Source organism: Exiguobacterium sp. s193 (assembly GCF_018618755.1).
Lineage (GTDB): Bacteria > Bacillota > Bacilli > Exiguobacteriales > Exiguobacteriaceae > Exiguobacterium_A.
In genome coordinates this window covers 325,305-346,552 of sequence record NZ_JACSMR010000001.1, presented here as the reverse complement: position 1 = coordinate 346,552, position 21,248 = coordinate 325,305, and the positions used below count along the sequence as shown (strand labels likewise).

The window sequence follows — 21,248 nt, the reverse complement described above, 5'->3', positions numbered from 1 at the left end:
GTAATATAACAAACAAGAACGCTGACGGATTCCTGTCAGCGTTCTTGTTTGTTTAAGCTGTTCTAAAAAGACGGAGTGGTAACAGACGAACGGCAATCGTCGTCGCGAGCAACGCTTTTAATGTATCACCGATAATGAACGGAACATTGATGACGAGGGAATCCGTGAACGATAAATGTAAGACGAGCATTAAACCGAACGTTCCGAGTAAGTAAACGAGTCCAAGCCCGAAAATGATCATCCCAAGAAACAGCGGGAGGAAGCGAGTTGTCCGTTCAGCGACATATCCGATGAAAAAGCCGGCGATTGGAAAAGCAATCAAATAGCCTACGGTCGGTCCGACGAATGGTGCAAGACCACCTTTCCCACCGAGGAGTGGTAAACCGGCAGCGGCAAGTAATAAAAAAATCAAGACGGCTAGACCGCCACGCTTCGCACCGAGGATGGCACTGACGGTCATGATGGCAAGCATCTGGAGTGTAATTGGGACAGGTCCGACAAGTTGAAGTTGCGGGAGTAGACTGACCGCCGAGATGATCGCGGCACCGAGCGCTGTAAATGTAAGATCTTTTGTTTTCATAATGAATAAGGCCTCTTTTCTATTGTGTTAACCAACATAAATAAAAGGTTAACACAAAAACGAGGTAATGCAACTACTATTTTTAAAACATGATAATGGACACAAAAAAAGCACCCACCGGAGTGGATGCTTGAAACAACTGATTAACGTGAGTAGTACTCAACAACGAGTTGTTCTTGGATTTGATCGTTCAATTCAGAACGCTCTGGAAGACGGACGAACGTTCCTTCGAGCTTCTCAGCATCGAAAATAACGAAGTCTTTAGTTGCTGGTGCAACTTCGAGTGCTTCTTTGATAACGACAAAGTTCTTCGATTTTTCGCGAACTGAGATCGTTTGACCTGGTTTCACGCGGAACGACGGGATGTCGACGCGAGCGCCATCAACTTGGATGTGACCGTGGTTGACGAGCTGACGAGCAGCACGACGTGTACGAGCCATACCCATACGGTAAACGACGTTGTCAAGACGTGCTTCAAGTAAGAACATGAAGTTCTCACCGTGGATACCAGGCATTTTGCCAGCATCGTTGAAGATACGGTTGAATTGGCGTTCGTTTACTCCGTACATGTGACGAAGCGTTTGCTTCGCTTGAAGTTGAAGACCGTACTCAGACATTTTGCGACGGCTGTTACCGTGTTGTCCTGGAGCGTACGGACGTTTTGCGATTTCTTTTCCTGTTTCAGTAAGAGAGATACCGAGACGACGTGAAAGTTTCCAAGCTGGACCTGTATAGCGAGCCATAATAAGACTCCTCCTTAGTGTTCGTTATTATTTGCATAAAAATAATAACGCCATCAAACCCACGTTACGCCCATTTCATGGTGTGGCACCCTCGCTTGATAGCAAAGTTACACGATGCCCCTCCGGCAAAGCCGAGTCATGAAATGTGATACGCAAGCGATTTGACCGCTATCGTTATCATTTCTGCACTTTTACAAGTATACGTCTGCTTATTCCTGCTGTCAATCAAATATGACGAAGAAGAATTTCGCTGAAGGCTTCAAGGCCGACTTGATCCGTTTCGTCAAAACGATTCAGTTCCGGACTATCGATATCAAGGACGCCAATCGTTTTGCCATCTTTAATTAATGGAATGACGATTTCTGAATTCGTTGCCGCGTCACAGGCGATATGGCCTGGGAAAGCATGAACATCCATGACGAGCTGAGTCGTTTGATCTTGAGCTGCTGTTCCGCAAACTCCTCGTCCGAGCGGAATCCGGACACAGGCAGGCAAGCCTTGGAACGGGCCAAGCACCAATTCGTTGTTTTCTTGGTCCATTAGATAAAATCCGACCCAGTTCGTCCGGTCGAGAAATTGACCAAGTAACGCACTCGCATTTGAAAGATTGGCAATTTGATTCGCTTCTCCCGTCAGTAATGCATCCAGTTGCTTATTCAGCATGTCGTATTGTTTCGTCCGGTCTCCATCATATGTCGTTGTCTCAAACATCTTGGTTCCTCCTAAAAAATCATATTTAATCTATCTTACCCGAGTGTGAAAGGTGCTGACAAACAATTGATTTCTTGACGAGACACCTTGATCTGTGGAAGAAATCAGGAAAAGCCTTAGTAAATCTATGCAAAACGGTTGCGCTATACTATTATAAGGATAAGATAAAAAGCGAAATTGTTGAAAAATGGAATCGCTTGATAGGGTGGAGGTCGTGACAAATGTGGGCATGGGTGATTGGTGTCATCGTCATCGTATTACTCGTCATGCTATTTAGCATGATTAGTCGAAAAAAATATTATACGAAAATCGACGAGCTAGATATGCGCAAACAAGGAATCATTAGCGCATCGATTCCGAAGGAGCTACAAGAATTAAAGCAGCTCCCGATGGCGGGTGAGACGGAGACGAAATTCACTTCCTGGCATCAAGCGTGGGAGGAATTGTTGACAGTCCACGTCGCGCAAATCGATGAGACGCTGTACCGGGCAGAAGAAGGGCTTGATAAGTATCGTTTCATTGCTGTCAAAAATGATTTAGAAGTGACGGAGCAATTGATTGAAGAGCTTGAAGGATTGATTGACGGTATGTTAGGTGAGATGGAGACCTTTAAAAACAATCAATCGGCACTGACCTCGTTAAAAGCACAAGGGGAAACAGATTCGGGGCAAGTCCGTAAATCGTTGCTCCTGCAAGCGACGTCGTTTGGACCGGCATTAGCGAAACTAGAAGAACGTAGTGAAGACATCGATCAGTTACGGACGGAAATGTCCGCTTTCGAAGAAGCGGGTGAAGTGACGAAAGCATATGAGACGAGCTTACGACTAGAAGAAGAAGTCGCGCTGACACGCCAGTTAGTCGAAGTGATTCCGAATCATTGGAAAGTACTTGCACATGAACTTCGTCAACGCATCGATCAGTTGAGTGCTGGGTATAATGAGATGACGCTAGATGGGTATCCACTTGAACCACTCGGAATGCAAGCTGATATTAAACGATTTGAGGAGCAACGTCTCAGTTTAGCGAAAAAACTAGAGTTTTTAGAGATGGACGACTTAGAAGAACAAGTCCAACAACTTTCTGCAGATGTTGACCAAATGTATGACACGTTCCGCCGTGAAGTCGATGCGCGTCATCATGTGAAGAAGGAAAATCAGACCTTAAAACAAAAGGCGCTGCGGATGCGTGAAAAAGTCCATCAATTGGCGCAAGAATTCAGTGCACTGCGTGAGCAATATGAAATTTCGGCGGACTTAGGAGAACATTATGAGTCGATTCAACGGGATGAAGAGATGTTATTTGGGGCAGCGAAGGATTTAGACGAATCGATCGCTAGTCGAATCATTCCGTTTAGCATGCTAGAAGATCAGATGCGCGACGCGATTCGGCTTGAAGAACAATTGACGATTCAATATGAACGGTTCAGTGTCGAACTGCAAGCATTGCGTAAAGAAGAAATCGAAGTCCGGGAACGGATTACAGAATGGCGGAAAACGTTATCGAATGCGCGCTTACGCTTGAAACGTCTTGGATTACCGAAAATCCCTCAAGAAATCGAAGAGACGATTCAAACGGCGAGTCGTTCGATACAGACGCTAGAAGCACGGTTTGAAGAAGTCCCATTCAACGTCGGTTATATCGTTTCGCAAAGCGAAGATGTCAAGATGACGTTTAAACAACTCCAAGAACGGTTAGATACATTAGTGTTCGAAGTCACATATGCAGAGCGACTCGTCCAGTATGCGAATCGATTCCGTCGCCACGATAACGAAATACATATGTCGTTGACGATTGCGGAGACGAAGTTCCTTGCTGGAGATTACGAACGTGCGATTTTACTCGCTGAACGTGTCCTCGACCAGTTTGACCCAGAGTCGATTGAACGGATTAAAAAGACATGTGTGAAGCAAGAAACCATCCACATGTAATCATCACTGACAATTCAGGGTGGCCACCACGGTCACCCTATTTTCGTAAAAAAAGGGAGCGATTGAGATGGGAACACTGTATGTAAACGGAATCATTCGGACGATGGCGCATGAACATGACGTCCATCCGGCGATGTTCGTCGAGGGGGGGCGGATTGTCGGGATGGGGGACGAAGGAAAAGTGCGTCGCCGGTTCGGAAAACGCATCGAGACGATTGAGAATCTGAACGGAAAAACGGTGTATCCGGCATTTACAGATGCCCACATCCACCTGATCGGATACGGTGAAGCAATCGGACGTGTCGATGCTTCACGCTACATGACGTTAGAAGAACTCGGACAAGCCTTCCTGAAGGCGGAAGCGATTAATGGAATTCACGTGGCTGAAGGATATGATGAAACGAAACTCGATCGTGCACCAACGAAAGCATGGCTGAATCAGCTATTCCCGACAGAACCGGCTTTGTTGAAACGAACGGACCGACATACGGTACTCGTCAATGATGTTTTGTTTGAACAATTAGGATACAAAGCATCCACTGTCGTCGACGGTGGAAAAATCGGATTACTGGATTCCGGTGAAGCAGATGGTTTTCTTTATGATGCAGCAATGGAACCACTCTATGCGTTACAAGCGGGCTCGGCTGAGCGAAATAAATCGTCGTTACGCGCCGCGATTAAAGATTTACACCGCCACGGAATCGTAGCCGCTCATACCGAAGACTTATCCTATCATGGTGAGTTGAATGAAGTGTTATCAGCGTATAAAGAAGTGACGGAAGAAACGGGGTTCCATGCCCATCTCCTCGTCCATCACCTTGTCCTTGATGAGTTTATTCAAGCGAATCCAGTCTTACCATCGACATTATCGGTCGGCGCGATGAAACTATTCGTCGATGGGGCGCTTGGTGGAAGAACAGCGTTACTGAATCGCGGGTATTCGGATGATGCGACGACACGCGGGATTGAAGTCCATTCGCAAGAACAGCTCGAGCAACTCGTCAAGCGCGCGCGGAGTTACGGTTTTACGGTCGCGGCACACGTCATCGGTGACTTAGCGATTGAACGATTCGTCACGGTGCTTGAAAAGTATCCTGCTCCGAAAGGGACACGTGACCGAATCATTCATGCGACGGTCGTCCAACGGGAAGTGTTGGCACGGATTCGAAAACTACCGGTCTTGATTGATGTGCAACCCGTCTTTTTGCTTGACGATGCGGATTTCGCGGAAGAACGTCTTGGGTTAAATCGTTTGGACTCCGCTTATCGCTTGAAGTCGCTTGCTGACACAGGTGCCTTGTTATGCGGTGGATCGGACGCCCCGATTTCAAATCCGGACGTCCGGCGTGCACTGTATGCGGCGACCGTTGGAAGAGCAGGGAAAATCGATAAATCAAACGAGGTTCTTTCGATGTACGAAGCGTTGTTGCTCTTTACGAAAAATCCGCATATCGCAACGGAGACGCACGGTCGAAAAGGGATGTTACTACCTGGGTATGATGCCGATTTCGTCATCTTCGAAGAAGATTTTTATCGCCTGGAAGATGAACGGATTCTGACGAATCGATTAGTCGAAACGGTTCAACAAGGAAAAACGGTCTATCGTCAGGAAACATCTGTGGTAATGAATTAAGCGGTTGCGGTTGTTCGTTCCGTGAATCTTCAAGAAAAGAGGACGCATAAGTCGGACTATCACCACCTTTTGGGAAGGGTGTTTCCATTTTTCTAGTTTCTTAAGGTATAAAAAAACTTCCTTGTCCTTGGTGGACAGGGAAGTTTCAGCGTGTAGACAAACGCTTATGAAGCGTGAACATGCGATAACGAGAGACAATCCGGTCGCGCTTCCCTGTCTCGCCTTGTCTTCAAAGCGGCAATCGGTCACGCCGCTACAGCAAAGCTGCAGAGTCGCGCCCGATTGCTTTTCGCTGTAAAAGCGATGCGAGACGGATTGCGCCCTAAACCGTCTGCATGACTGGCTTTCCGTCATAGTGTTACCTAAAAAGCGTCACGTTTCGTTGACTCCTGCGGGAAAAAGTGCGTTTTTAACGCACTTTTAGAGGTAGGCAAGACCCTGCTCGTTGTCCGTGAGGATCAAGGAGCAACGGCTTGCGCCTCGCCTGAGGAAAGCAACGAAAAAAGACGCTTGATCTCCCAATGGCACGTTGTCTACAGCCTGAAACTTCCTCGTCCTTGGTGGACAGGGAAGTTTTGTTTGTTTTATAAGAACGATCGCTGGATTTTATGCCAAAACGTATTGTTCGTTAATTTAACGGTTTTTAATTCTTTTTCGGACAGTTGAATATCGACAGAGTCCGTCCGTTTTAAGCTTAATGCTTCATTGTCCATCCCGATGATTGGATAATCGTTTCCGTCTTCGATGATGCGAAGTGATAATTTACGACCACGATTCAAGAGGAAGGCTGAACCGAGTGTCCGGTAACGGTTATTGTTGACCGATGCGATTTCACTGACTTGTAGGCAGTGGATCAATGGATCGACGATTGCACCAGACAAGGATTTGTTGTAAGCCGTCGAACCGGTTGGTGTCGAAATGACCATGCCGTCGCCACGGAATGTTTCAAATAGGAATCCGTCGATGTACACTTCGATTGCAAGTGATTTGATGATACTCGACTTGACGGAACATTCGTTTAGGCAGAGCATGCCGGGACCACCATTGATCGATGCTTCAAGCAGTGGATAACGTCGGACTTCGATTTCGCCAGTTGAGACGCGTTCGCCCGTTTCTTTAAAGATGGCTTCGACTGATGATAAATCATTGATGTCAAAGTCACAGTAAAATGAATTCGGACCTTCTGCGAACCCAACGTAGATAGCGTCGTCACGGAATCCCGTGAAGCGGGCCGCTTGAAGAAATGCCCCATCGCCACCAATTGAAACGATGATATTTGCTTGTTTGTGATCTTGGACGACGTTCAGTCCGTAGCGTTTTCCGACTTCAATCAGTTTTCGTACCTGCGTCTCGTGTCTTTGTTTATTTCGGTAATACAGGTAGACATTGTTTCGAGCCATGGTCAATTCCCCCTTGAAAGCGTTTCATGTACTGTTTCATTATACCTGTTTTTCAAGAAAGCGGGAACTGATAGCTGGGAATTCAGTCAGAAAGCTTGCGTTATAGAGGGAACATTTCTATAGTAAGATTGGAAATGTAATTGAAAAGATATGGGGAAATGGGGAATACACAATGGCAACGTTCAAAGGAAATAACATCACATTGCTTGGAACACAAGTCGAAGTCGGGCAAGAGGCACCAAATTTCGAGGTGCTCGCTAACGACCTGTCAACGGTTTCGCGCGATACATACGAAGGGATTCGGATCATCAGTGTCGTACCTTCAATCGATACAGGTGTCTGTGACGCTCAAACACGTAAGTTCAATGAAGAAGCAGCACAAATCGACGGTGTGACGGTCTTGACAATCTCGAATGACCTTCCGTTCGCCCAACGCCGCTGGTGCGCAGCGAGCGGGCTTGATAATGTCGTAACATTATCAGATCACCGTGACCTCTCGTTTGGTCATAACTACGGTGTTGCAATCGAAGAACTTCGTTTGCTTGCCCGTTCCGTCTTCGTCATCGATTCAGCGAATCAAGTCGTCTACGTCGAATACATGCCTGAATCGACAGATGAAGTGAACTTTGATTCGGCGATCGCTGCTGCAAAAGCTGCGAAGTAAGAATAGTTTACAAACGGCGTAAAACAGATACAATAGACGTAATGAGAAAAACGGCTCCCAAGGAACATGGGGGGCCGTTTCGTTTTGAAAGGATGAACTGACGATGGAGCCATTAGAGAAGTTATACAAGGAACTGACACAGCAGACACGAAAATTAGAACGTGATCTCGACATGCCTTACCTAGAAGCATTAGTAGAAGTCATCGATCGTTTAAATGACCGCCATACCGAAAACGTGGATAAAGAAGTCGTGCGAAAAGCGGTTTCACTCGCTGTCCTTGAAGGCATGAAGCAAGCGCAACCGAACCATTTACCGACACCGGACAGTGTTGCATTGTTTGCAGGTTATTTAATCGGGAAACTAATCAAGAAGGACGATGTACGATTACTTGATTTAGGGAGTGGGACGGGTGGAATGCTTCATGCCGTCATGAGTCAACTTCCGACCGGTACGGCAGGAGAAGCGGTTGAAGTCGATGAAACACTCATTCGTTTATCGGCTGCGATTACCGAGTTGCTTGACTATCCAATCAACTATGCACATCAAGATGCGTTGCGTCCTTTACTGTTAGATCCGGTCGATCTTGCGATGGCAGACTTACCAATCGGTTATTACCCAGACGAAGAAGTATCAAAAGACTATTTGTTGAAGCGCGAAGAAGGAATGAGCTACAGTCATTTCTTGTTGATTGAACAGGCAATGAATTACGTCAAGCCAGGTGGGTTTGGTGTGTTCGTCATTCCGAACGGATTGTTCGAGCACGATACGGAAGGCAAGCTGAAACAGTATTTTGAGACGAAAGCGCATGTCGTCGGCATTTTACAGTTACCATTGACGATGTTCAAGCAAGAACAAGCAGCCAAAAGTTATTTAATCGTCCGCAATCACCTGGCAGGAATGACGATGCCTAAACAAGCATTGCTGGCAGAACTACCATCATTCACAGATGCACGTGCTTTTGGTGGAATGGTGAAACAGATTGATGAATGGATTAATACAGAATTAAAATGAAAAGTGAAAAGTAATTGAATTCTACTGTTAATTTGACTATCCTAGTGTAAGACAGAAAAAATAGAACACCCACACAGATGTGAATGTCTACTGATTTCGAATGGAAAAGGGGAAATAAATCATGGCAAAGATTATGGCGGTAAATGCTGGTAGTTCGTCGCTTAAGTTCCAACTACTTGAGATGCCGAGTGAAGCGTTAGTAGCAATTGGTTTAGTAGAACGTGTCGGTAAAGACGATGCAATCTTTACGATTAAATATGGTGAAGGACAAAAGTATACAGACGTCCTTCCGCTTGCAACACATAAAGAAGCAGTTGAACTCTCGCTTGAAAAATTGATGGAGTTTGGCATCATCTCGTCTTACGATGAAATCAAAGGTGTTGGACACCGTGTCCTTCATGGTAAAGAAAAGTATGCAGACTCTGTCGTAATTACGGAAGATGTCATTAAAGATATCGATTCATATACAGAGCTCGGTCCACTTCACATCCCACCGAACTTGATTGGGATTCGTGCATTCCAAGCGATTTTACCGGAAGTAGAGCAAGTTGCTGTCTTTGATACGGCCTTCCACCAAACGATGCCAGAAGAAAACTTCCTTTATAGCCTTCCGTACGAATACTATACGGAATACGGCATTCGGAAATATGGCTTCCACGGCACGAGCCACAAATATGTTACGGAACGTGCATCTGAATTGCTCGGACGTCCGCTTAAAGACCTTCGTTTAATTTCTTGTCACCTCGGTAGTGGGGCGTCGATCGCAGCAGTTGCTGGCGGGGAGTCACTCGATACGACAATGGGCTTCACACCACTTGAGGGGATTACGATGGGAACACGTTCTGGTTCGCTTGACCCAGCCTTGATTCCGTTCTTGATGGAGAAAACAGGGAAGTCAGCAGAAGATGTCTTGAATGTCATGAACAAAGAATCAGGAATCTACGGATTATCTGGTCTCTCAAGTGACTTGCGTGACGTTGAGTCAGCGGCAACGGAAGGAAACCACCGTTCTGAAATGGCACTTCGTATTTTCGCGAACCGGATTCATGGTTACATCGGACAATATGCGGCAGAGATGAACGGCGTCGATGCCATCATCTTCACGGCGGGTGTCGGTGAAAACTCTGATTCGATTCGTGAGCGTGTTCTCCGTGGACTCGAGTTCATGGGCGTTTACTGGGATCCATCGCTTAACAACGGGGCGCGTGGAGAAGAACTCTTCATCAACTACCCACATTCACCAGTCAAAGTCATCATCATTCCAACGAATGAAGAATTGATGATCGCACGTGATACAGTTCGTATCGGTGGATTGATTGAACAAAATGCGTAAGGAATAACATGCAGAAGGCCAGACATAACGTCCGGTCTCAGACTGAAGGCAACGTGTTATCGGGAGATCAAGCGTCTTTATTCGTTGCTTTCCTCGGGCGAGGCGCAAGCCGTTGCTCCTTGGTCCTCACGGACAACGAGCAGGGTCTTGCCTGCCTCTGGCAAGTCGCGTTAAAAACGCACTTTTTCCCGTAGGAGTCAACGAAACGTGACGCTTTTTAGATAATACCGTGATGGGAAGCCGGGCATGCAGACGGTTTAAAGCGCAATCCGTCTCGACATCGCCTGTTCATGCTTCATAAGAGTTTGTCTACATGCAGAAGGCCGGACGTCATGTCCGGTCTTTTTTTTGTATTTTCAAAGTTAAAGCCCTGATTTTCAAAACGAACATTTGTTCCTGTTTATCGGTAGTGTTACAGCCTTTGTCATATAACGTTCTAAAATTTGTTCTCATTTCAAAAATAAGTCATAAATTAGGTTTGAAATCAAAAAAATGAGTCTTTTGTAACATAAAAGTAATAGTAACGACATTTTTTTGTGGTCTATATGTAACGGCACTACCCCTTTTTGTCATGTATATTAATCTCAGTTAACAAATCGGGAACAATTATGGAGGAGAGATTACATGATGAAACGAATACTCGCAAGTGTTTTAGCATTGTTGTTAGCACTCAGTTCGTTTGCAGGTCTTCAAGCGGAAGCCGCTACTAAAAAAAATGTCAAGTCGTCAGTCAATAGCCTAGTTGTTCGTCAAAAAGCAACCACGTCATCGAAAAAATTAGGTCTTCTTTATAAAAATCAAACATTACCGTACAAAGCAAAAACAGGTAATTGGTACAAAGTAAGCTACAAAGGGAAAACAGCATACTTAAGCGCACGTTATTCAAAAGTTGTTAAAAGCTCATCTTCTAAAAAACAATCATCAGGTGGTTGGAAAACATTAACGAACGTGAGTGCCACAGCTTACACGCCGTACGATCCAGGTAGTGGCAACTTGACAGCAATTGGTTGGAACATCAAGAGTTCTAAGAAAAAAGTCGTCGCGGTCGACCCACGCGTCATTCCGCTTCGTTCGACAGTAAAAGTGTATTACAAAGGTAAATTAAAAGGTACGTACACAGCAGCCGATACAGGTGGGGCAATTAAAGGAAAAAGAATGGATATCCTTTACTACTCACGTGCCGAAGCATTTAGCTGGGGACGTCGTAACGTCACTGTTAAATTTAAATAAGATTTTTAATCCATCGGGCATCGGCTCGATGGATTTTTTGTATTAAAAGAAGCACCTTCGTTAGAAGGTGCTACAGGCTGTAGACAAAGTGCCATCGGGAGATCAAGCGTCTTTTTTCGTTACTTTCCTCGGGCGAGGCGCAAGCCGTTGCTCCTTCGTCCTAACGGACAACGAGCAGGGTCTTGCCTGCCTCTGAAAGTGCGTTGAAAACGCACTTTTTCCCGTAGGAGTCAACGAAACGTGACGCTTTTTAGGTAACACTATGACGGAAAGCCAGTCATGCAGACGGTTTAGGGCGCAATCCGTCTCGCATCGCTTGAGAACCGCGAAAAGCAATCGACCGCGACCCTGCAGCTTTGCTGTAGCGGCGCGACCGATTGCCGCTTTGAAGACGAGGCGAGACAGGGAAGCGCGACCGAATTGTCTCTCGTGATCGCCTGTTCACGCTTCGTAAGAGTTTGTCTACACGCTGAAGCACCTTCGTTAGAAGGTGCTAAGAAGATAATGAATTCAATTACAGGCGAACAATCAAAACATCACATTTGGCATAACGGGTAATACTTTCAGAGACACTACCGATGAAGAAACGTTCGACGGCGTTCAAGCCGGTCGCACCACAAATGATTAAGTCGACATCATGATTTGGAGCGAGTTTTTTTGCAATCGTGACTTTTGGTGAACCGTATTCAATCGCAACTTCAACATCTTTGACTCCACGCTCTTGCGCTGTCTTGACATACTCGTCTAACAATTCTTTTGCATACGATTCGGCCCGTTCAGTAATTGTCCGGTCGTACGCTTCGACGGTTGCAAATGTCCGTGTGTCGATGACATGGGCGATGATTAGTTTCGCATCATTTCGAAGTGAGACGTCGATTGCGGTCTCAAATGCACGTTCTGCTTCTTTTGATCCGTCTACTGCTACTAGTACGTTATGATATACGATTGCCATGATGAATCCATCCCTTCGTATTCGACTAATGCTACGTCCTTATTATACCACTCCCATAAAAGGAAAGTGTTGAACATTGATGGAGTTGTAAAAATTGTTCTTCAATCGTGAACATCGTAAGATAGAACAAGATGAAAGGAGGCGATGCTAAGATGAGGCACGCGTTAATTACGGCAGGAACGAAAGGACTCGGCGAAATGGTGACACGTCGTCTGTTAGATGAAGGATGGCATGTGACGGCATTGCACCGATCAAAACCAGAGTTTACACATGAACGTTTAGACACGATCCAGGCGGATGTGACGGAACAAGCGGAATTGCTTGAAGCCGTCGACCGGGCGATGGAGAAGCATGGACGAATCGATGCGTTGATACTTAATGCGGGACCTTATGTTTTCGAACGGAAAGCACTCGTCGATTATTCTGATGATGAATGGAACGAAGTGGTCGGCGGCAATTTGACGGCAAGCTTTTGGTTGCTGCGAAAAGTCATCCCGATCATGCGCGACCAACATTATGGACGAGTCATCACATACGGTTTTCCGGAAAGTGCTACGGCACCGGGCTGGGTCTACCGGGCTGCCTTTGCTGCTGCGAAAAGTGGAATGGTCAGTTTGACGAAAAGTGTTGCGTTAGAAGAAGCGGAGCATGGGATTACCGCAAATATGGTCAATCCCGGAAACATCGTCGGCGACAACAAAACAAAATGGATTGATGAAGCAGTCGCAGACGATCAAACGCCTGTCGGTCGGACCGGTGTTGGTGGTGACATTGCCCGCGCCATTTCATTCCTGCTCGCAGAAGATGCTAGCCTGATTACGGGTGCGATTCTCGATGTGACAGGTGGCGTCAATGTCGTTCACCAGTCACGAAAATAATCATCAAAAAAGAGTTGCCGTATCCGAATGAACACTTCGGACACAGCAACTCTCTTTTAATTTACTTTAATCGATTGTAAGTGTTTCGGATAGCGTGTCAAGGCTTCAGGACCATCCGTTGTGAGATGGATATCATCTTCGATTCGAACGCCACCGACGTTAGGAACGTAAATGCCGGGCTCAAGCGTATAAACGATACCAGCTTCAGCTGTAAGGAGGTTGTTTGACGCAAGCGACGGGTATTCATGGACGTCGATTCCGAGACCATGCCCGACGCGGTGCGTGAAGTATTCACCGTAACCAGCTTCTTCAATCACAGTTCGTGCGGCCTCGTCGAGGGTACCGAGTGTAATACCGACGCGGCTTGCGTCTGTCGCAGTTTCAAGTGCCGTTAAAACGGTTTGATAAATTTTTTCTTGTTCTTCACTGGCTGAGCCATAAATGAATGTGCGTGTAATGTCCGAGCAGTAGCCTTTCCAGACGACACCGAGATCGAATAAGACGAAGTCGCCTTCATTGATGACGCGGTCACCCGGCACACCGTGTGGGTCGGCACTGTTTGCTCCGAATAAGACCAGGGTGTCGAAAGACATTTCCCGGACACCTTTTTTCTTCATCTCGAATTCAATTTCAGCGATGACTTCGATTTCCGTAATACCGGGACGAATGGCATTTTTACCGATTTCGATTGCTTCGTCGGCAAGTTGAGCGGCTTCACGCAAAATCGCGATTTCTTCCGGTGCTTTTTTGAGGCGTAACGCCTGAAGTTTATCTCCGACATCAAGAATCGCAGCATTCTCTAAACGAGACTCGAGTTCCTTGAAGCGGCTGAACGTCATGTGCTCTCCTTCAATACCAATGCGGTTGTTTGATACGGCGAACGATGCAAGCAATTCCGTGATTTTATCAAATGGATTTTCATGATCTGCGTAGGTGACGACTTCTCCGTCCCATGGACTTGCGGCGACGATGCTTGCTTCGAGTGCAGGGCAAAAGAGTGCGCGTTTTCCATCTGCGTCAACAATGACTGCCATGACACGTTCATGTGGTTCAGCGTAAACACCGGAAAAATAAAAGACGCCGGCTTTTGAAGTAATCAAGGCCACATCGACCCCTGATTCCTTTAATACATGGCTAATTTGATTCGTACGTTCTACCATCTGATTACCACCTCTCTAATCTAGTCACGTTTTAGTATAACACCGTTGCTTTTTGAAAACATTTCTCGCAAATCGGACTAGTACACTTTTCATTCTTTCGAGTAGTACAGTATAATGACAGAAGAGTAGAATATAGGAAAAAGAAGGGATACAGCATGCCTACGAAACACGAACAGATCATCCGGCACATTGAAGATCTCGATGTTGGCGCCAAAATATCCGTCCGGCAGATTGCGAAAGACTTAACGGTATCAGAAGGTACGGCATACCGTGCGATTAAAGAAGCGGAAAATTTAGGGTTTGTTTCGACGATTGAACGTGTCGGGACGATCCGGATTAAAAAGAAACAGAAGGAAAACATTGAAAAGCTGACATTCGCGGAAGTTGTCAACATCGTGGATGGACAGGTTCTCGGTGGACGGAACGGTCTACACAAGACGTTAACGAAATTTGTCATCGGTGCGATGAAGTTAGAGGCGATGATGCGCTACATCGACGTTGATAGTCTCGTCATCATCGGTAACCGGGAAAAAGCACATGAACTAGTCCTCGAGGCGGGAGCGGCTGTCTTGATCACGGGTGGTTTCGATACGACGGAAGATGCGAAACGTTTGGCAGACGAAATGGAGCTTCCAATCATTTCGACGTCGTACGATACGTTTACGGTTGCGACGATGATTAACCGGGCGATTTATGATCGCCTGATTAAAAAGGAGATTTTGCTCGTTTCCGATATTTTGATTCCGTTGCATGATACGTTTTATTTACAGACGAACGATCCGATCTCAAGATGGCATGAATTGAACGAACAGACGAAACATAATCGATACCCTGTCATCGACGAACAAATGAAGGTCGTCGGTGTCGTCACGGCGAAAGACATCATTGACCGACCGCACGACTGGCCGGTCGAGAAAGTCATGACGCGGCATCCAATCACGGTCGGTATCCGGACGAGTGTTACGAACTCGGCGCACCAGATGGTCTGGGAAGGGATTGAGATGTTACCTGTCATCGACCAGTATGGGCGGTTGCTCGGCATCATCAGTCGCCAGGATGTCTTGAAGGCGCTCCAGCTTGCTAACCGACAGCCGCAAGTCGGGGAAACGTTCGACGATTTAATCACCGGACAAATCAAGACGGCTGAAGATGACCGGGGCCAGTATTTGTCGCTTGAAGTCTCTCCGCAAATGACGAATTTCATGGGGACGGCGTCGAGTGGCGTCTTGACGACGCTACTTGTCGAGGGTGCGACACGGATGTTGCGGCATATGAAGAAGGGTGACCTCGTCATCGAAAATGTCAGCATCTACTTCATCAAGCCGGTCCAGATTGAGAGTACGATTACGATTCGGGCGAATGTATTTGATGTCGGCCGGAAGTTCGGGAAAGTCGACGTCGAGATGTACCAAGGCACCCAAATCGTTGCGAAGGCACTGGTGACTTCACAACTGATCGATCGATAAATGACCAAATAAAAAAGACGGAGGATCCGTCTTTTTTACGATTGTTCCATTTCGCGAACAACATAAGGATAGATTTTTCGATAACGAATGAAACCGGCGATGAACGAGGCAAGACCGACGACGATTAAAATCGAGCAGACGATTTTACCCGTCAACGTCGTCAAGCCGTCGCCGGACAGAAACTGATTGGCTGCGAACAAGATGACGAAGAGGCTGAGCCAAATACTTGCCTGGGTGTTGAATAAATACTTTCGATTCGTACTCTTCGTATGGAATGCACGACGCTTAGCGAGCAAATAGCCTCCTAGCGACAAGACGATTAACAAGATTAGAACGAATTGCATAGGGATGACCTTCCTTTCTTTTTCGTATCTGTTTGTATCATATCAATATTTAGAGGAGCTGTGCACTGTGAAAGAACAAATCAGACAATTGATTGAAGACGCATCAACGATTATTATTCATCGGCATGAACGACCGGATCCGGATGCGCTTGGCAGCCAGTTCGGGTTACGTGAAGTCTTGAAGCAACAATTTCCTAATAAAAAAATCTACGCCGTCGGTGAAATGGCAGACTCCCTGTCGTTCATGGGGACGCTCGACGAAGTGGAACCTAAAGTGTATGAAGAAGCACTCGTCGTCATTTTAGATACGGCGAATGAAGCACGAATCGACGGTCATGTTGCGATGACAGGGCGAAACGTCATTAAGATTGATCATCACCCGGACGAGGATGCCTATGCAAAAGTCCAACTCGTCGATCCGACCGTCAGTTCGACATCGGAACTACTTGTTCATCTGTTGAATGACTGGGGATATCCTATCCCGGCGGCAGCGGCGATTCAATTTTATGCAGGAATCGTCGGTGATACAGGACGCTTCCAATTTAGAGGGACGACGAGCAAGACGTTTGCCGTCGCGGCGCAGCTCCTTGATCTTGATATCGATACAGACTGGCTCTATCGCAACATGTATCAAACGGAACTCGTTGCACTTCATTTGCAAGGGTATGTTCTCCAACACATCCAGTTGACGGATGCAGGCGTCGGTTATGTCGTCTTGACGCAAGAGACGTTAAAACGTTTTAATGCGACGGTCGAACAAGCTTCATTGCTCGTCAATAGTTTTGCCGGTCTCAAAGGAATGAAGAGCTGGGCGTTATTCCTCGAGACGGAAAAAGAGGTCCGCGTTCGCATTCGTTCAAAAGGACCCGTCATCAACGAAGTAGCGAAGGAGTTCCGGGGCGGTGGACATCCGATGGCGTCCGGTGCGACAATCGACCACTTGTCAGAAGTGGAGCACGTCGTCGCACGTCTCGACGCAGTCGCACGAGACTTCCGCTTCGAATGAAAAGAGGCTGCCCGCTATCATCCAGATTCGGATACATAGCGGACAGCCTTTTGTGGTCTCAGTGAGTTGTTGTCTCTTCTTGCGGAATAAACCAAATTCCGCGTTCTGTATGGTCTTCGATGACATTGAGTTCTAACTCTTTAACAGACTTCCGAATGCGTTCGGCGATTTCTTCTGTTTCAGTAAAGGCAGTGACACCGAGTTTGAGTTGCTCGACTTTTTCACGGGCAATCTGGCTACGATTTAAAATCATCAGAAACACTCCTTCCTTCCGCGTCATGATATTTCTATACTTATTGTATCGAATATTGAGTAAGAAGGCGATAGTCAGGAGTCGCTAGATATGAATGTTCTGAAAACTTTTACCATGCAAAAACTTATAATGGATGAAAGAAGTAGAAAAGGAGGGAGGAAACATGATGCAATTGAACGTACGAACGGCCTACAGCCCATTGCAAAGTATGATTCGTCTAGCACCGTATCTCGACGAGCTGAAGCGAAGGGGAGCCTCAACTGCGGCGATTTGCGAGACGACGCTAACGGGGGTTCCGGCGTTCGTTTCTGAATGTCAAAAACGGGATTTGCTTCCGGTCGTCGGTTATGAACAAGACATGAAGGAAATCGATGAATTCAATATTTTATGGTATGCCAAAACAGGTCGGGGATTACAGATGTTATACCGATTAGCCAGTGGACAGGAAACAGAGGAGTGCAGCGGATTAATCGCAATCCTTGAGCCGAAACGTCAAGCGACAGAAGATGAAACGCGACTTCGGCGTCAAGTCGTGAATTGGATGGGGTATGCCAAAAATGCGACGGTTTATTTAGGGGTGAAAATGGCGCGCTCGACTGTCGAACGGGACAGCAGGGAGCGTTACCGGGTAGTTGCCCAAGAGTTAGGACTGGAAACCATCCCGATCGACCCTGTCCGCTACTTGCGTCGTGACGACGCAGATGCCTACCAAGCACTCCGGGCGATTGATGAAGGGACACCGTTTCAAGAACAAAAAGTGAATCGACAAGCACATCTCAAGTCGGATGAAGAATTACGCGAACATTTTACCGAGCACGAACAACGCCTCTTGAAACAGTGGGCGCAGACGCAAGAAACACTTACATTACCGAAACAGTCGAGACCGTTGCCACGTGTCGCGGATGACTCAATGGGGAAATTACGTCAGCTTGCACGCGACGGATTACTGGCACACGGCCTAGTAGGTGAGACTGCGGAGGCGAGACTCCGTTACGAGCTCGACGTCATCGAAACAACTGGATTTGCTGACTACTTTTTAATCGTCGAGGATTTAGTACGGCATGCGAAAGCGGTCGGCATTCGTGTCGGTCCCGGGCGTGGGTCGGCTGCCGGATCGCTCGTCAGTTATACATTAGGCATTACGACGGTTGATCCGTTGAAATATGGGTTGCTGTTCGAACGTTTCTTAAACCCAGAACGCATCACGATGCCGGATATCGATATTGATATTGAGGACGAACGCCGCGAGGAGCTACTGGATTATATCGTCGAACGGTATGGTCGAAGTCACGTCGGTCAAATCGGGACGTTGTCTACTCTCGGTGCAAAAGCATCACTTCGAGATGTCGCCCGTGTCCTCGAGTTTTCAAAAGATGAGACCGATGCTGCGGCGAAGCAAATCGCTAAAGAAACGACCTTACAAGGAATCGAACAAAAGCAAACCATTTACCGCTGGTTCTCCGGAAGTGAGAAGCGTCGCCAATTGTTACACCTCGCCCAATCAATCGAAGGACTGCCAAGACAGCGGTCGATTCATGCGGCCGGTGTCGTCATCGGCTCGGAAGACTTGATTGAGACGACGCCGCTCGATACAGGATCGAGCGAGCGGTTCGTCACCCAATATTTGATGAAAGCACTCGAACAACAAGGTCTCTTGAAAATTGATTTGTTAGGACTCAGGAATTTGACGCGTCTTCGACAAATGGAACAGTTGATTCGGCGGGAACGTCCCGATTTTTCGATGGAAGAGCTTCCGGAAGAAGATTCGGCAACCCTGCGTTTATTTGCACGAGGGGATACGGATTATATCTTCCAGTTTGAATCGAACGGGATGAAGCAGACGTTACGTGAAGTCAAACCGACCCGTTTTGAAGATTTAGTCGCAACGATGTCACTCTTTCGGCCGGGTCCGATGAAATTCATCGATTTATATGCGAAGCGCAAGGCGGGACAACCGTATCAAACGGTTCATCCGATTTTAGCGGAAGTACTGGAAACGACATACGGTGTCATCGTCTATCAAGAGCAAATCATGGAAATCACGCGCCGAGTCGCCAAATTTACACTGGCGCAGGCGGATTTATTACGGCGGGCGATATCGAAGAAAAATAGTGCGTCGGTCGAATCAGAGAAAGCGCGTTTTTTAGAAGGTGCCGTCCAAAATGGGCTTGAGCAATCGACGGCGGAAACGCTTTATGACCAAATCGAACGGTTCGCGGGTTACGGCTTTAACCGGAGTCATGCCGTCGCCTATACGAAGATTAGTTATGCGTTAGGTTATATGAAAGCGCACTATCCACAAGTGTTTTCTCTTGTGTCGATCGATCAACCGGAACGACTCGTCCGGGCGATGCGGGACAAGCGTTTGCCGGCCTTACCGCCTGATATTTGGATTTCAGACTATCGTTCGACGTTGGAAGGGAAAGGTATCCGACTTGGGATTCAAGTGTTGCGTGGAATATCAGAACGTGATTTTAAAGCCTTAAAAGAAGCCGCGAAATCCTCACAGACAATCACGACGTTACTGACGACCGTCGGCTGGGGGAAAAAAGAGCGCGCTAAAATCGAATTGTTACTCTACGGCGGAGCGTTCGACCGGGGGACGCACGGCGACCGCGGACTGGCAGAACAAGAAGTACTCGACTATTTCACGATGGCATCGAATACACTTTTGCCGGACGAATTAGCAAGCCTCGGGAAGCGGGTGACGACAAAAGCCGTCACACGTACTGCGACAGACTGGGCACGACTGGAACGTGAAGCACTCGGATTTTGGTTGACGTATTCTCCGTTGATGACCGCGCTGACTCCTCAGGTGGAGACGACGCTGTTCCATGATGTCGCAAGTGAGACGGAACAAGCCGTCTATCTTGTGTGCTACATCGAGCAACTTCGTGAATTCAAGACGAAACGTGCCCAGGCGATGGGGGTGATCCAGGCAGTGGACGGTTACTCGAATGAGGAAGTCGTCATCTTCCCGAAACAGTATGACATGTACAAACGATCCTTGTATGTCGGAAACGTTTTGTTGATCGAAGTGAAGGTGCAGGACCGGGCAGGGGAGCGACAGTTTGTCCTCGAACGACTACGGCCGCTTGGGCAGGATGTATTGTTCATCAAACTGACTTCGAAAAACGAATTAGCGCCACTCGAACGTCTGCTTGAGATTGCACCGGGTGACATTCCGGTCGTCGTGCGTTACGCTGACACGAACGAAACGAAGACGTTGCCGGGATTGTATGCTGTGCGCCATGAAGAAGAGCTGTTCGCCCAATTGCGCATTCAATTCGGGGAAGCGAATATCATCCTAAAAAATGTCCCACGATCGAACTAGTAGTAGGTAATAAGATTTGTTATAATAAGGGGTAATTGGTCTGACCATTACCACCTTATTTTATGAAATGACGAGTACGTCAGAAAGGTGGTGCCGTAACAATGGAGAAGAAGCGCAACGCTTTTGAAATGAACATCGCGGCAATAAAATTAATGATTGAACAAGATGGATTAGTCCCGGGAGACCGAATCCCATCGGAACGAGAGTTGGCAGAACGGCTGGCAATCAGTCGTCCTTCCGTCAGGGAAGCACTGCGGACACTTGCTTATCTTGGAATCATAGAGACGAGACACGGGGGAGGAAGTTTTCTCCTGAACCGTGACGATCATACCTACATTCAAATCATTGCCCAATTTCTAGTGACCGGTGATTCAAAATTTGAAGATTTGGCAGGCACCTTACGCTTACTGGAACAATCTGCTTTCAACCAGATGACGGATCATACGATTCTTGAAGAACACGTCGGTTCAGACGCTGCTTTTCGGGAGACAATCATCAGCACGGTGAAAAATGATTTGTTCGAGCGGATTTGGCGACAGGTGAATGCTTTTTATCAAAGCTTTGGTCAAGGGGAACTCTATACACGAGCAGAACGGGAAGCACTCCTGAAACGCTCTTAGG

19 protein-coding genes are annotated in these 21,248 nt (G+C 47.0%); 11 read left to right on the top strand and 8 right to left on the bottom strand.

The features are described from left to right. Nucleotides 1-52: 52 nt before the first annotated feature. From KNQ04_RS01660 to KNQ04_RS01650, 3 genes are all read right to left on the bottom strand, one after another. A complete protein-coding gene (locus KNQ04_RS01660; protein ID WP_214846879.1) occupies nucleotides 53-580 on the bottom strand; it encodes a biotin transporter BioY in 528 nt (175 codons plus the stop codon). Between the two features lie 143 nt (nucleotides 581-723). After that, nucleotides 724-1,323, bottom strand: coding sequence for a 30S ribosomal protein S4 (gene rpsD / locus KNQ04_RS01655; RefSeq protein ID WP_214846878.1), 600 nt, complete (start codon nucleotides 1,321-1,323; stop codon nucleotides 724-726). Nucleotides 1,324-1,548: 225 nt separating this feature from the next. Continuing rightward, complete coding sequence (locus KNQ04_RS01650) at nucleotides 1,549-2,034, bottom strand: GAF domain-containing protein (RefSeq protein ID WP_214846877.1); 486 nt, start codon at nucleotides 2,032-2,034, stop codon at nucleotides 1,549-1,551. 221 nt (nucleotides 2,035-2,255) lie between these two features. On the opposite strand from KNQ04_RS01650, the gene ezrA reads away from it, so the two are divergent. Together ezrA and KNQ04_RS01640 are read left to right on the top strand one after the other, a co-directional pair. Then, on the top strand, nucleotides 2,256-3,962 hold the full coding sequence (gene ezrA / locus KNQ04_RS01645) for a septation ring formation regulator EzrA (RefSeq protein ID WP_214846876.1): 1,707 nt from the start codon (nucleotides 2,256-2,258) through the stop codon (nucleotides 3,960-3,962). A gap of 67 nt (nucleotides 3,963-4,029) precedes the next feature. Beyond that, nucleotides 4,030-5,595 (top strand): amidohydrolase, encoded by a 1,566-nt coding sequence (locus KNQ04_RS01640; protein WP_214846874.1) that lies wholly within the window; start codon nucleotides 4,030-4,032, stop codon nucleotides 5,593-5,595. Between the two features lie 584 nt (nucleotides 5,596-6,179). Here KNQ04_RS01640 and KNQ04_RS01635 read toward each other — a convergent pair. Next, nucleotides 6,180-6,995, bottom strand: coding sequence for an NAD kinase (locus KNQ04_RS01635; protein WP_214846872.1), 816 nt, complete (start codon nucleotides 6,993-6,995; stop codon nucleotides 6,180-6,182). Between the two features lie 172 nt (nucleotides 6,996-7,167). On the opposite strand from KNQ04_RS01635, the gene tpx reads away from it, so the two are divergent. The 4 genes from tpx (at nucleotide 7,168) to KNQ04_RS01615 (ending at nucleotide 11,234) form a co-directional block, all read left to right on the top strand. Further along, a complete protein-coding gene (gene tpx / locus KNQ04_RS01630) occupies nucleotides 7,168-7,659 on the top strand; it encodes a thiol peroxidase (protein WP_214846870.1) in 492 nt (163 codons plus the stop codon). 103 nt (nucleotides 7,660-7,762) lie between these two features. After that, the gene (locus KNQ04_RS01625; protein ID WP_214846868.1) at nucleotides 7,763-8,671 is read left to right on the top strand and encodes a class I SAM-dependent methyltransferase; all 909 of its coding nucleotides are present in this window, start codon (nucleotides 7,763-7,765) and stop codon (nucleotides 8,669-8,671) included. Nucleotides 8,672-8,792: 121 nt separating this feature from the next. Continuing rightward, nucleotides 8,793-10,004, top strand: coding sequence for an acetate kinase (locus tag KNQ04_RS01620; protein WP_214846866.1), 1,212 nt, complete (start codon nucleotides 8,793-8,795; stop codon nucleotides 10,002-10,004). A gap of 624 nt (nucleotides 10,005-10,628) precedes the next feature. Then, nucleotides 10,629-11,234, top strand: coding sequence for a 3D domain-containing protein (locus KNQ04_RS01615; RefSeq protein WP_214846864.1), 606 nt, complete (start codon nucleotides 10,629-10,631; stop codon nucleotides 11,232-11,234). Nucleotides 11,235-11,748: 514 nt separating this feature from the next. Here the strand turns inward: KNQ04_RS01615 and KNQ04_RS01610 are convergent. Beyond that, nucleotides 11,749-12,186 carry a universal stress protein gene (locus KNQ04_RS01610; protein ID WP_029331157.1) on the bottom strand — a complete coding sequence of 146 codons (438 nt, stop codon included), beginning with the start codon at nucleotides 12,184-12,186 and terminating at the stop codon, nucleotides 11,749-11,751. A gap of 152 nt (nucleotides 12,187-12,338) precedes the next feature. Here KNQ04_RS01610 and KNQ04_RS01605 point away from each other — a divergent pair, with 152 nt between their 5' ends. Beyond that, on the top strand, nucleotides 12,339-13,064 hold the full coding sequence (locus tag KNQ04_RS01605; RefSeq protein ID WP_214846863.1) for an SDR family oxidoreductase: 726 nt from the start codon (nucleotides 12,339-12,341) through the stop codon (nucleotides 13,062-13,064). Nucleotides 13,065-13,120: 56 nt separating this feature from the next. Here KNQ04_RS01605 and KNQ04_RS01600 read toward each other — a convergent pair whose 3' ends face one another. After that, entirely contained in the window at nucleotides 13,121-14,224 is a 1,104-nt protein-coding gene (locus KNQ04_RS01600; RefSeq protein ID WP_214846861.1) for a M24 family metallopeptidase, read from the bottom strand. A 155-nt stretch (nucleotides 14,225-14,379) separates the two neighbouring features. Between KNQ04_RS01600 and KNQ04_RS01595 the strand changes: the two genes are divergently transcribed. Beyond that, complete coding sequence (locus tag KNQ04_RS01595) at nucleotides 14,380-15,690, top strand: DRTGG domain-containing protein (protein WP_029331154.1); 1,311 nt, start codon at nucleotides 14,380-14,382, stop codon at nucleotides 15,688-15,690. Nucleotides 15,691-15,725: 35 nt separating this feature from the next. Here the strand turns inward: KNQ04_RS01595 and KNQ04_RS01590 are convergent, their stop codons facing one another. Further along, on the bottom strand, nucleotides 15,726-16,034 hold the full coding sequence (locus KNQ04_RS01590) for a YtpI family protein (RefSeq protein ID WP_214846859.1): 309 nt from the start codon (nucleotides 16,032-16,034) through the stop codon (nucleotides 15,726-15,728). A 67-nt stretch (nucleotides 16,035-16,101) separates the two neighbouring features. Between KNQ04_RS01590 and KNQ04_RS01585 the strand changes: the two genes are divergently transcribed. After that, nucleotides 16,102-17,040 carry a DHH family phosphoesterase gene (locus tag KNQ04_RS01585; protein WP_214846857.1) on the top strand — a complete coding sequence of 313 codons (939 nt, stop codon included), beginning with the start codon at nucleotides 16,102-16,104 and terminating at the stop codon, nucleotides 17,038-17,040. A gap of 58 nt (nucleotides 17,041-17,098) precedes the next feature. Here the strand turns inward: KNQ04_RS01585 and KNQ04_RS01580 are convergent, their stop codons facing one another. Continuing rightward, nucleotides 17,099-17,293, bottom strand: coding sequence for a YtzJ family protein (locus tag KNQ04_RS01580; protein ID WP_088837612.1), 195 nt, complete (start codon nucleotides 17,291-17,293; stop codon nucleotides 17,099-17,101). 163 nt (nucleotides 17,294-17,456) lie between these two features. On the opposite strand from KNQ04_RS01580, the gene dnaE reads away from it, so the two are divergent. Together dnaE and KNQ04_RS01570 are read left to right on the top strand one after the other, a co-directional pair. Continuing rightward, a complete protein-coding gene (dnaE, locus tag KNQ04_RS01575) occupies nucleotides 17,457-20,627 on the top strand; it encodes a DNA polymerase III subunit alpha (protein ID WP_214846855.1) in 3,171 nt (1,056 codons plus the stop codon). 101 nt (nucleotides 20,628-20,728) lie between these two features. After that, nucleotides 20,729-21,247, top strand: a complete 519-nt coding sequence (locus tag KNQ04_RS01570) for a FadR/GntR family transcriptional regulator (RefSeq protein ID WP_214846853.1) — start codon at nucleotides 20,729-20,731, stop codon at nucleotides 21,245-21,247. Nucleotide 21,248 lies beyond the last annotated feature (1 nt).

What these genes read in the sequence shown, in the direction of transcription:
- KNQ04_RS01660 (WP_214846879.1), bottom strand. Translation starts at nt 580, where the DNA reads ATGAAAACAAAAGATCTTACATTTACAGCGCTCGGTGCCGCGATCATC.
- rpsD (WP_214846878.1), bottom strand. Translation starts at nt 1,323, where the DNA reads ATGGCTCGCTATACAGGTCCAGCTTGGAAACTTTCACGTCGTCTCGGT.
- KNQ04_RS01650 (WP_214846877.1), bottom strand. Translation starts at nt 2,034, where the DNA reads ATGTTTGAGACAACGACATATGATGGAGACCGGACGAAACAATACGAC.
- ezrA (WP_214846876.1), top strand. Translation starts at nt 2,256, where the DNA reads ATGTGGGCATGGGTGATTGGTGTCATCGTCATCGTATTACTCGTCATG.
- KNQ04_RS01640 (WP_214846874.1), top strand. Translation starts at nt 4,030, where the DNA reads ATGGGAACACTGTATGTAAACGGAATCATTCGGACGATGGCGCATGAA.
- KNQ04_RS01635 (WP_214846872.1), bottom strand. Translation starts at nt 6,995, where the DNA reads ATGGCTCGAAACAATGTCTACCTGTATTACCGAAATAAACAAAGACAC.
- tpx (WP_214846870.1), top strand. Translation starts at nt 7,168, where the DNA reads ATGGCAACGTTCAAAGGAAATAACATCACATTGCTTGGAACACAAGTC.
- KNQ04_RS01625 (WP_214846868.1), top strand. Translation starts at nt 7,763, where the DNA reads ATGGAGCCATTAGAGAAGTTATACAAGGAACTGACACAGCAGACACGA.
- KNQ04_RS01620 (WP_214846866.1), top strand. Translation starts at nt 8,793, where the DNA reads ATGGCAAAGATTATGGCGGTAAATGCTGGTAGTTCGTCGCTTAAGTTC.
- KNQ04_RS01615 (WP_214846864.1), top strand. Translation starts at nt 10,629, where the DNA reads ATGATGAAACGAATACTCGCAAGTGTTTTAGCATTGTTGTTAGCACTC.
- KNQ04_RS01610 (WP_029331157.1), bottom strand. Translation starts at nt 12,186, where the DNA reads ATGGCAATCGTATATCATAACGTACTAGTAGCAGTAGACGGATCAAAA.
- KNQ04_RS01605 (WP_214846863.1), top strand. Translation starts at nt 12,339, where the DNA reads ATGAGGCACGCGTTAATTACGGCAGGAACGAAAGGACTCGGCGAAATG.
- KNQ04_RS01600 (WP_214846861.1), bottom strand. Translation starts at nt 14,224, where the DNA reads ATGGTAGAACGTACGAATCAAATTAGCCATGTATTAAAGGAATCAGGG.
- KNQ04_RS01595 (WP_029331154.1), top strand. Translation starts at nt 14,380, where the DNA reads ATGCCTACGAAACACGAACAGATCATCCGGCACATTGAAGATCTCGAT.
- KNQ04_RS01590 (WP_214846859.1), bottom strand. Translation starts at nt 16,034, where the DNA reads ATGCAATTCGTTCTAATCTTGTTAATCGTCTTGTCGCTAGGAGGCTAT.
- KNQ04_RS01580 (WP_088837612.1), bottom strand. Translation starts at nt 17,293, where the DNA reads ATGATTTTAAATCGTAGCCAGATTGCCCGTGAAAAAGTCGAGCAACTC.
- dnaE (WP_214846855.1), top strand. Translation starts at nt 17,457, where the DNA reads ATGATGCAATTGAACGTACGAACGGCCTACAGCCCATTGCAAAGTATG.
- KNQ04_RS01570 (WP_214846853.1), top strand. Translation starts at nt 20,729, where the DNA reads ATGGAGAAGAAGCGCAACGCTTTTGAAATGAACATCGCGGCAATAAAA.